The organism is Methylobacterium sp. yr668 (assembly GCF_900116245.1).
Lineage (GTDB): Bacteria > Pseudomonadota > Alphaproteobacteria > Rhizobiales > Beijerinckiaceae > Methylobacterium.
In genome coordinates, this window is the sequence record NZ_FOZY01000024.1 from 80,428 (window position 1) to 90,256 (window position 9,829).

Genomic DNA, 9,829 nt, shown 5'->3' on the forward strand with positions numbered 1-9,829 from the left:
AAGGGCCGCCCCTTCCGGTAGACCCTCGGTCAGTCTTGAACCGTTCCAGGCCTCGGGGCCGGATGATCCAGGGAGTTGCCGGACCATGCGGGTCGGCCTGTTCGTGCCGTGCTACGTCGACGCCTTCGAGCCCGAGGTCGGGATCGCCACCCTCGAGCTCCTGGAGCGCCTGGGCTGCACGGTCGAGTACCCGTTCGACCAGACCTGCTGCGGCCAGCCGATGACCAACACCGGCTGCCACGCCGAGGCCGCCGCGACCGAGGCGCTGTTCGTCAAGAACTTCTCCGGCTTCGACTATATCGTCGCCCCGTCGGGATCCTGCGTCCACCAGGTGCGCGAGCACCTGACGGCGATCCCGCAGACCGACGAGGTCCGGCACGTCCGCGCCAGCACCTACGAGCTCGTGGAGTTCCTGCACGACGTGCTGAAGGTCGAGGACCTGCCCTGGGCGAACTTCCCCCACAAGGTCGCCTATCACACCAACTGCAACGCCCTGCGCGGCATCCACCACGCGCGGCCAACCGAGCTGGTGAAGCCCTACTACTCCAAGCCCCTCGACCTGCTGCGCCTCGTGAAGGGGGTCGAGCTCGTCGACCTCGCCCGGCCGGACGAGTGCTGCGGCTTCGGCGGCACCTTCTCGGTGTTCGAGCCCGCCGTCTCGGCGAAGATGGGCTACGACAAGGTCGCCGATCAGAACCGCGCCGGGGCCGCCTACGTCGTCTCGGCGGATTCCTCCTGCCTGATGCACCAGAAGGGCTGCGCCGAACGGCTCGGCTTGCCGCTCAAGTACATCCACATCGCGCAGGTGCTGAACGGAGCCGCCGTATGAGCGCCGAGGACCTCAACCCCCGCGAGCGCGAAGGCGTCATCCACCCCGAGGTGCGGGCCGGCCACGACGAGAGCGAGCGGGCGCCGGACGGCCGGCGTCTCCAGCACGCGGAAGCCGCTTCGAAGCCGATCCGCGCCCCGCAGACCCGGGAGCCGCAGCCCCGCGGCGCGAAGATCCGGGGTGACCGCCCGATCAACCAGTCCGAGGCCGCCGAGCGCTTCCTCGCGGCGCCGCTGCACCAGGCCGCCCACGACGAGCGCCTGTGGGACCTGCGCAAGAAGCGCGATGCCTCCGCGCACGGCATCCCGGAATGGGAGGAGCTGCGCGATCTCGCCTCGCAGATCAAGACCCACACGCTGAGCCACCTCGACCGGTACCTCGAGCAGTTCGAGGCGGCCGCGAAGGCCAACGGCGTCCACGTCCACTGGGCGAAGGACGGCGCCGATCACAACCGGATCGTGCTGGAGATCCTGCGGAGCCACGGCGCGAAGACGCTGGTGAAGTCGAAGTCGATGCTCACCGAGGAGTGCGGCTTCCGCCACCACATGGCGGCCAACGGCATCGAGGTGATCGAGACGGATCTCGGCGAGCGGATCCAGCAGCTCGACAACGAGGAGCCGAGCCACGTCGTGGCGCCGGCGGTTCACAAGACTCGGATGGACGTGGCCGAGGTCTTCGCCAAGACGCTCGGCACCGATCCGGACAACGACGACGCGCACTACCTCGCCGAGAGCCAGCGCGAGACCACCCGGCCCTACATCCTGAAGGCCGATGCCGGCATGACCGGATGCAACTTCGCGATCGCCGAGACCGGCACGGTCGTGACCTGCACCAACGAGGGCAACGCCGACCTGTCCGGCAACGTGCCGCCGCTGCAGATCCACTCCATCGGCATCGAGAAGATCATCCCGAAGGTCGAGCACCTCGGGGTGTTCATCCGCCTGCTGTCGCGCTCGGCGCTGGGCTCGCCGATCACCCAGTACACCTCGCATTTCCGCGGCCCCCGCGCGGGCACCGAGATGCACATGGTTCTGGTCGACAATGGCCGCTCCGAGCGCCTCGGCATGGAGGAGTTCTGGACCTCGCTGAAATGCATCCGCTGCGGCGCCTGCATGAACACCTGCCCGGTCTACCGGCGCTCGGGCGGCCTCTCCTACGGCGCGACCTATTCGGGGCCGATCGGTCTGATCATCGATCCGACCTTCAACAAGCGGAAATACTCGACGCTGCCGTTCTCCTCGACGATGAACGGCTCCTGCACCAACGTCTGCCCGGTGAAGATCAACATCCACGAGCAGATCTTCGCGTGGCGGAAGGTGCTGGTCGAGGAGCACCAGATCCCGGCGCTCAAGCAGGGCATGATGAAGGCCGCGGGCGCCGTGCTCTCGCGCCCGGCCGCCTACCGGGCGGCGATCGGCGCGGCGGATTCCGCCCTGAAGGTCCTGCCGCGCTTCGCGGTCTACAACCCGCTCAACACCTGGGGGAAGAAGCGCGAGATGCCCGACGCGCCGCGCCAGACCTTCCACGCCTGGTACAAGCAGAACCGCATGAAGGACACGGGTCGATGAGCGCCCGCGACGCGATCCTCGACGGCATCCGCAGGAACCGGCCGGCCGGCGACTTCCCGCTGCCGGAGGTGCCACTGTTCGCGCCGCTGGTCGGCGAGGACCTGGTCGCCGAGTTCGGCGAGCGGCTGAAGCGCATGGGCGGCCGCGTGGCCGAGCCCGGTGCCGGCGACGTGTTCGCGGGCGTGCGCGAGCGCCTCGACGCCGCCAAGGTTATCGCCTCCGCGGTGCCGGAGCTGACCGGCAACCGCGACCTGCGGAGCGTAAGCGCGCCCCAGGAGGTCGAGGACGTGGACGTGGCGGTGGTCCGCGCGGTGTTCGGCATCGCCGAGACCGGCTCGGTGCTGTTCACGCAGGACCAGCTGATCGTCAACGCCGTCGCCTATCTCGCGCAGCACCTCGTCGTGCTGCTCGACCCGGCCGACATCGTACCGAACGTGCAGGCGGCCTACCGCCGGCCGGAATTCGGCAGCTCGGCCTACGCGGTGCTGCATACCGGCCCGTCGGCCACCGCCGACATCGAGGGCGTTCTCATCCACGGCGCGCAGGGCGTGCGCTCTCTGACGGTGGTGCTGCTCCCGCGGGATGGCACCGAGCGCGGCTGAGACCGTATCGATCGCTTCAACCGTCCTTGCGAGCGGAGCGAAGCAATCCAGGGACGCACCATGTGCCCGGCGATGTCGCGCCGCCCTGGCTCGCTCCGCTCGCGATGACGGTGGCGCCGTCCGACGCACGCGGCGCCCCCGTCTCACCCGCGACTCCCCGATCGAGCCGGAACCGACGGTCGGGCGCGCCCCTTGCTTGGACGGCGGATGGGCCGTCATCCGGCAAGGAGATCCGATGCGCTACACCCTCGGTTGCAGCCTGTCCTACAACATCCTCTCGGACACCACCTTCATCTTCAATCTGGAGGTGGCGAAGCTGAAGAGCGTCGAGATCCTCAGCGAGAGCCTGGTCCTGACGCCGAACCTCAAGCGCGATCTCTACACGACCCCCGATCTCCAGAATCGCTATCTCGCGGTCAACGTCCCGACCGGTCAGTTCGCGCTGGAGTACAATGCCGAGGTCGACCTGACCGTGCACCGGGCCGACCCGGCGACCGTCAACGAGACGCCCATCGGGCAGCTGCCGCTCGACATCCTGCCGTTCCTGCTGCCGAGCCGGTTCGTCTCCTCGGACCGGCTGACGCCCTTCGCGCTGGCCGAGTTCGGGGCGCTCCCCAAGGGCCACGCGCGCGTGAACCAGATCTGCAACTGGATCCACGACCACATCGCCTACCAGCCCGGCTCCAGCGACGGCGAGACGACCGCCCACGAGTCGCTCCTGAAGCGCGCCGGCGTCTGCCGCGACTTCGCGCATATCGGCGCCGCCTTCTGCCGGGCGCTCGGGATCCCGGCCCGGTTCGTGAGCTGCTACGCCCACGGCCTCGTCCCGAGCGACTTCCACGCGGTGTTCGAGGCCTATCTCGACGGGCGCTGGTGGCTGTTCGACGCCACCCGGCAGGCCGACCTCGACGGGCTGGTGCGGATCGGCGTCGGGCGCGACGCCGCGGAGATCGCCTTCTCGACGCCCTTCGGCAACATGCAGCCGGTCAATCAGCAGGTCCGGATCCAGCGCGCGGACGGACAGGGCAGCCCGATGCCGCGCACGGTGGACGCCATCTCGACCGAGATCCCGGCGCCGCACGCCGGAGCGGCCTGAGCGCGGATCCGGCCGGGATCACGTCGTCCTGTGATCCCGTGATCCCGGCCGCGCCGCGGCGAAGCGGGTGCCGGTGCAGGACGCCCGATCCCGGCCTGCGTCGGCGAAGAGCGGCACGCGGGCTCCATTCGATCAGGCCCGCAACGCCGCCACGGACGCGCGCCGGACCCGCCGTTCCGCGCGAGCGAGGACCGCGCGGCGCGCAAGCAGATTGGCGCGCCGGACCCGCCGAGGTGGCGGCGCGACATGTCGTTCCGTCCGTCGGTCGGCGTATTGCCGGCGCCGGTCCCGCGCAGGGATAGTGATACAGCGACTTTCCGGGTGCCGGATTGCCGCGTCCCGCCCGGATCGCGGCCGGGAGATCCTCGGCTTGCCCGAAGACAAGTTGCGTCTCGACGAAGCGTCTCGTCAGCGCCGCGCCATTGTCCTTCATCTTGTCGTCGCCGCCGAAATGGCCGCAAGCGTGGCTGTGGCGGGGTCGCAACACCGTAAAACGATCCCCGCTCCGCCCCGAGACCTGCCCGTAAACGCCGCGATCCCGCCATAGTCCGGGCCCACCTCAACATCCGCGGTAAACGGCAAATTCGACAACGGTTTACCGTTCGGAAACGAGGACTTCCCGAGCACGCGGACGGATCTCCCGGCGCCTCGCGAACGGCGACGCGCCGCGGTTCAACGCACCCTCGGGATCGGCTGCGAAGGCTTGGTCTGAAGTCATGGTGACGCGTTTGAACGACAAGTCGAAGCTGCCGAGTCGCCACGTCACGGAGGGGCCCGACCGCGCCCCGCACCGCTCCTACCTCTACGCCATGGGCCTGACCCGTGAGCAGATCCACCAGCCGCTGGTGGGTGTCGCCTCCTGCTGGAACGAGGCCGCGCCCTGCAACATCTCGCTGATGCGCCAGGCGCAGGCGGTGAAGAAGGGCGTCGCCGCCGCCAACGGGACGCCGCGCGAGTTTTGCACGATCACCGTCACCGACGGCATCGCCATGGGCCATGGCGGCATGCGCGCGTCGCTGCCGTCGCGCGAGGTCATCGCCGACTCGGTCGAGCTGACCATGCGCGGCCACGCCTACGACGCCCTCGTGGGCCTCGCGGGCTGCGACAAGTCGCTGCCCGGCATGATGATGGCGATGGTCCGGCTGAACGTGCCCTCGATCTTCATCTACGGCGGCTCGATCCTGCCCGGCTCGTTCCGCGGCAAGCCCGTGACCGTCCAGGACCTGTTCGAGGCGGTCGGCAAGGTCGCCGTCGGCGACATGAGCCTCGAGGACCTCGACGAGCTGGAGCAGGTCGCTTGCCCTTCGGCCGGCGCCTGCGGCGCGCAGTTCACCGCCAACACCATGGCGACCGTCTCCGAGGCGATCGGCCTGGCGCTGCCCTACTCGGCCGGCGCCCCGGCTCCCTACGAGATCCGCGACAAGTTCTGCGCCACCGCCGGCGAGAAGGTGATGGAGCTCCTGGAGAAGCGCATCCGCCCGCGCGACATCGTCACCCGCAAGGCGCTGGAGAACGCCGCCACGGTGGTGGCGGCCTCGGGCGGCTCCACCAACGCGGCGCTGCACCTGCCGGCGATCGCCCACGAGTGCGGCATCGAGTTCACCCTGTTCGACGTGGCCGAGATCTTCCGGCGCACGCCCTACATCGCCGACCTGAAGCCCGGCGGGCGCTACGTCGCCAAGGACATGTTCGAAGTCGGCGGCATCCCGCTTCTGATGAAGACGCTCCTCGACCACGGCTTCATGCACGGCGACTGCCTGACGGTCACCGGCCGCACCATCGCGGAGAACATGGACCGGGTGACCTGGAACCCGGACCAGGACGTGGTCTATCCGGCGAACCGGCCGATCACCCCGACCGGCGGCGTCGTCGGCCTCAAGGGTAACCTCGCCCCCGAGGGCGCGATCGTGAAGGTCGCCGGCATCCCGGCCGAGAAGCAGGTCTTCACCGGCCCGGCCCGCGTGTTCGACGGCGAGGAGGCCTGCTTCGCGGCCGTGCAGGCCCGCAGCTACGAGGAGGGCGACGTCCTCGTGATCCGCTACGAGGGCCCGCGGGGCGGCCCCGGCATGCGCGAGATGCTGTCGACCACCGCGGCCCTCTACGGCCAGGGCATGGGCGACAAGGTCGCGCTGATCACCGACGGGCGCTTCTCGGGCGCGACCCGGGGCTTCTGCGTCGGCCATGTCGGACCCGAGGCTGCCGTGGGCGGCCCGATCGGGCTGCTGCGCGACGGTGACGTCATCACCCTCGACGCGATCCAGGGCACGCTCAGCGTCGCCCTGTCGGACGCGGAGCTGGCCGAGCGGCGGAAGGCCTGGACCGCGCGGCCCAACACCGCGACCTCCGGCTACCTCTGGAAATACGCGCAGGGCGTCGGCCCGGCCCTGTACGGCGCCGTCACCCATCCGGGAGGTGCCAAGGAGACGCAGAGCTATGCGGACGTCTAGGACTGACCTCAGCCGGCGCAGGGCGCCGGCCGGGGCCGATCCCGGTCGGTTCCGGTCCGTCGGCCGGCTCGCGGTCGCGACCTGGGCGCTCGCCCTGGTCGCGCTGCCGGTCGCGCCGTCGCGCGCCCTCGACGCCAATGTCCGCACGCCCGTGCAGGTCCCGGTCGCCGACAAGAGCTACCGCTCGGCCAAGGACGCGCTGCGCGCCGGCATGCGCGAGTACAATGCCGGCGACAAGCAGGGCGCCGCCCGCGCGCTGGAGTACGCGGCCGGCCAGGGCCACGCCCTTGCGCTGTGGAAGCTCGGCCGGATGTACGCCGACGGCGACGGCGTCCCGCACGACGACCTGAAGGCGTTCGAGTTCTTCTCGCGGATCGCCGACGCCAGCACCGATGACGGGCCCGATCCGCAGAACTCAGCGGTCCTGGGCAGCGCCTTCACGGCGCTGGGCACCTACTTCCTAGAGGGGATCAAGGGCACCTACGTGCGCCCCAATCCCGAGCGCGCCTACGACATGTTCAACTACGCGGCGTCCTACTACGGGGACCCCAACGCGCAGTACAATCTCGCCCGGCTCTACCTCGACGGCACCGGCGTCGAGGCCGACCCGCGGCAGGCCGCGCGCTGGTTCAACCTCGCCGCCGAGAAGGGCCACCACCCGGCGCAGGCGCTGCTCGGCGACATGCTGGTCAACGGCCTGGGCGGCATCCCGGTCCAGCGGGTGCGCGGCCTGATGTGGCTCTCGCTCGCCCGGGAAGGCGCCGAGAGCCGCAAGGACGACTGGATCGTCGCGCTCTACGAGAAGAACTGGGCGGCCGCCAGCGAGGACGACCGCGCCGAGGCCCAGACGCAGCTCCAGACCGTGGGCTCGATCCGCAAGCGGCGCTGAGCCGCCCTTGACTGTGCAAGCGGCGCTGAGCGGCCTCAGCTCTTCGCCGCGGCGATCGCCGCGGTGAAGGACGGCCGCTCCAGCGTCGCCGCCACCCAGTCGGCGAGCTTCGGCCACCGGGCGCCGTCGACCGCGACCTTGGCCAGCCGCAGGTTGTGGAACGGCGCCGCCACGGCGATGTCGGCGATGCCGAACCGGCCGCCGACGAGGTAGGGCCCGTCGATCTGCGATTCGAGGTAGTCGAACAGCGGCGGCAGCGCCGTGTCGACGGTCCGCTGCGCCAGGGCCTCGTCGCCCTCGACCTTGAACAGGCGTGGCTTGAGGAAGCGCTCGACGAACGGCACCAGCACCTGCCGGGTCAGCTCGCACTCGCCGAACTTGTCGAACCAGCGGGCGCGGGCGGCGTCCCGCGCGTCCTCGGGGATCAGCGCGGGCGCCGGATGCAGCCGCTCGAGATAGTCCACGATGGCGCTCGAATCGGCGAGGCGATACCCGGCATCCTCCATCGCGGGGATCTTCCCCATCGGGCTCGCCGCCCGGAAGCCGGGATCCTGCGCGTGGAAGCCGACCGGGCGGTGCTCGAAGGCGACGCCCTTCTCGTAGAGCGCCGCGAGCACCTTGCGCACGTAGGGCGACACGCTGCTGCCGTAGATGATCATCGTCGTTCCCCCCGATCGCGGCCCTAACCGGCCGCCAGCTCCGCCGTCACCGGCACGTGGTCCGACGGCTTGTCGAGCCCGCGCATGTGCTTCTGGACCGAGGCCGAGACCAGGCGGTCGCCGGCCTGGGGCGAGAGCAGCAGATGGTCGATGCGGATGCCGGCATTCCGCTGCCAGCACCCGGCCTGATAGTCCCAGAAGGTGTAGAGCCCGTCGCGCGGGTCGCAGGCGCGCAGGGCGTCGGTGTAGCCCTCGGCGAGGATCGCCCGGAACGCGGCCCGGGTCGTCCCGAGGAACAGGGCGTCCGAGCGCCACGCCTCCGGATCGGCCGCGTCGGCCGCCTCCGGGATGACGTTGTAGTCGCCCGCCAGCACCACCGCGATCTCGTCGTCCAGCAGCGCCCGGGCTCGGAGCCGCAGCCGCTCCATGAAGGCGAGCTTGTACGGGTATTTCGGGCTGTCCACCGGGTTGCCGTTCGGCAGGTAGATCGACGCCACGCGCACCGGGCGAGTGTCCGCGCCCGAGATCAGCGCCTCGATGTAGCGGGCCTGCTCGTCGGCGGCGTCGCCCGGCAGCCCGCGCCGGATCTCCGACATGGCCAGCGGCGCCCGGACCAGCAGCGCCACGCCGTTATAGGCCTTCTGGCCCAGCGTCTCGACCGCGTAGCCCGCCGCCTCGATGTCAGCGCGCGGGAAGGCCTCGTCCTGGCATTTCAGCTCCTGCAGGCAGACCACGTCGGGCCGCGCCTCCTCCAGGAAGCCGAGGAGGTGCGGGAGCCGCTGCTTGATCGAGTTGACGTTCCAGGTGGTGATCCGCATCGCCTCGCTTCCGGTCGCCGCCCGGCCGTCATCCGCGCTTCGCGTCGCGCTGACAAGGCCATCCCGGCGCAAGGACGGGGAAGTAGGGTCGGCGAATGGACTGGTTCGAGCCGGTGTCGGCTTACTGCGAGCGGGGCGGGTTGGACTTCTGGGCCGAGCCCGCGAACGCGCTGTCGAACGCGGCCTTCCTGCTGGCCGCCGCCGCCGCGGCGCGGCGCGCCGCCGTGGCCGATCCGCCGGACCGGGCCTGCCTCGGGCTGGCGGCCCTGATCGCCGTGGTGGGCGTCGGCTCGTTCCTGTTCCACACCCTGGCGATCTACTGGGCGATGCTCGCGGACGTCGTCCCGATCGCGCTGTTCATCTACGCCTATCTCGCGCTGGCCCTCTCGCGGTTCCTGCGCTTGGCGCCGGTCCGGGTCGCGGCGGCGACGGGCGGCTTCGCGCTCCTCGGATTCGCGCTCACGCCCCTGCTCGATGGGCTGACCGGCCTCGACGTCGCGCGGCTCACCAACGGCTCGGTCGACTACCTCCCCGCCCTGCTGGCGCTGTTCGGCGTCACCTGGGCGGCCGCGCGGCGGCCGGAGGAGCGCTTCGTCGGGACCGGGCGGCGGCTCGCCGGCATCGGACTGCTCTTCCTGATCTCGCTCGCGGCGCGAACCGGCGACCGGGCGGCCTGCGCGCTGCTGCCGACCGGCACGCACCCGCTCTGGCATGTGCTGAACGCCGTCGTCCTGTACGCCCTCGTGGCGACGGCGATCCGCCACCGGGAGACCGCCGGGTGACACGCCCCGCGGTCCCGGGCCAATTCCTTGCGGGCGGGGCGGAATTCTTGCAGAAGTGCGACGACAGACAGTTAAGACACTGAAAAGACGGATCAGACGAGCCGGCAATCTGCAATCGTCTGATCCTATCTGACACGCA

9 protein-coding genes are annotated in these 9,829 nt (G+C 70.4%); 7 read left to right on the forward strand and 2 right to left on the reverse strand.

Annotation, left to right across the window (positions count from 1 at the left end):
* The first annotated feature begins 85 nt into the window (after positions 1-85).
* The 6 genes from BM419_RS23765 (at position 86) to BM419_RS23790 (ending at position 7,431) form a co-directional block, all read left to right on the forward strand.
* A complete protein-coding gene (locus BM419_RS23765; protein WP_091927840.1) occupies positions 86-829 on the forward strand; it encodes a (Fe-S)-binding protein in 744 nt (247 codons plus the stop codon).
* Positions 826-2,397 (forward strand): lactate utilization protein B, encoded by a 1,572-nt coding sequence (locus tag BM419_RS23770; RefSeq protein WP_091927841.1) that lies wholly within the window; start codon positions 826-828, stop codon positions 2,395-2,397. Before BM419_RS23765 ends, BM419_RS23770 begins: the two co-directional genes overlap by 4 nt.
* Complete coding sequence (locus BM419_RS23775) at positions 2,394-2,999, forward strand: LutC/YkgG family protein (protein WP_091927842.1); 606 nt, start codon at positions 2,394-2,396, stop codon at positions 2,997-2,999. The genes BM419_RS23770 and BM419_RS23775 overlap by 4 nt, the downstream gene beginning before the upstream one ends.
* Positions 3,000-3,234: 235 nt before the next feature.
* Positions 3,235-4,095 (forward strand): transglutaminase-like domain-containing protein, encoded by an 861-nt coding sequence (locus tag BM419_RS23780; protein WP_020091882.1) that lies wholly within the window; start codon positions 3,235-3,237, stop codon positions 4,093-4,095.
* A 716-nt stretch (positions 4,096-4,811) separates the two neighbouring features.
* On the forward strand, positions 4,812-6,542 hold the full coding sequence (gene ilvD, locus BM419_RS23785; RefSeq protein ID WP_020091883.1) for a dihydroxy-acid dehydratase: 1,731 nt from the start codon (positions 4,812-4,814) through the stop codon (positions 6,540-6,542).
* A complete protein-coding gene (locus BM419_RS23790; protein ID WP_091927843.1) occupies positions 6,529-7,431 on the forward strand; it encodes a tetratricopeptide repeat protein in 903 nt (300 codons plus the stop codon). The genes ilvD and BM419_RS23790 overlap by 14 nt, the downstream gene beginning before the upstream one ends.
* Positions 7,432-7,466: 35 nt before the next feature.
* Here the strand turns inward: BM419_RS23790 and BM419_RS23795 are convergent, their stop codons facing one another.
* Together BM419_RS23795 and xth are read right to left on the reverse strand one after the other, a co-directional pair.
* Positions 7,467-8,090 (reverse strand): glutathione S-transferase family protein, encoded by a 624-nt coding sequence (locus BM419_RS23795; RefSeq protein WP_020091885.1) that lies wholly within the window; start codon positions 8,088-8,090, stop codon positions 7,467-7,469.
* Between the two features lie 23 nt (positions 8,091-8,113).
* Complete coding sequence (gene xth / locus BM419_RS23800; protein WP_091927844.1) at positions 8,114-8,908, reverse strand: exodeoxyribonuclease III; 795 nt, start codon at positions 8,906-8,908, stop codon at positions 8,114-8,116.
* A gap of 95 nt (positions 8,909-9,003) precedes the next feature.
* Between xth and BM419_RS23805 the strand changes: the two genes are divergently transcribed.
* Positions 9,004-9,690: a ceramidase domain-containing protein gene (locus BM419_RS23805; protein ID WP_091927845.1), complete on the forward strand. Its 687-nt coding sequence runs from the start codon at positions 9,004-9,006 to the stop codon at positions 9,688-9,690.
* Positions 9,691-9,829: the final 139 nt, after the last annotated feature.

Bases quoted from the DNA above. Each gene is read 5' to 3' on its own strand.
- ilvD (WP_020091883.1), top strand. From the start codon at position 4,812: ATGGTGACGCGTTTGAACGACAAGTCGAAGCTGCCGAGTCGCCACGTC.
- BM419_RS23805 (WP_091927845.1), top strand. From the start codon at position 9,004: ATGGACTGGTTCGAGCCGGTGTCGGCTTACTGCGAGCGGGGCGGGTTG.
- BM419_RS23790 (WP_091927843.1), top strand. From the start codon at position 6,529: ATGCGGACGTCTAGGACTGACCTCAGCCGGCGCAGGGCGCCGGCCGGG.
- BM419_RS23770 (WP_091927841.1), top strand. From the start codon at position 826: ATGAGCGCCGAGGACCTCAACCCCCGCGAGCGCGAAGGCGTCATCCAC.
- xth (WP_091927844.1), bottom strand. From the start codon at position 8,908: ATGCGGATCACCACCTGGAACGTCAACTCGATCAAGCAGCGGCTCCCG.
- BM419_RS23795 (WP_020091885.1), bottom strand. From the start codon at position 8,090: ATGATCATCTACGGCAGCAGCGTGTCGCCCTACGTGCGCAAGGTGCTC.
- BM419_RS23765 (WP_091927840.1), top strand. From the start codon at position 86: ATGCGGGTCGGCCTGTTCGTGCCGTGCTACGTCGACGCCTTCGAGCCC.
- BM419_RS23775 (WP_091927842.1), top strand. From the start codon at position 2,394: ATGAGCGCCCGCGACGCGATCCTCGACGGCATCCGCAGGAACCGGCCG.
- BM419_RS23780 (WP_020091882.1), top strand. From the start codon at position 3,235: ATGCGCTACACCCTCGGTTGCAGCCTGTCCTACAACATCCTCTCGGAC.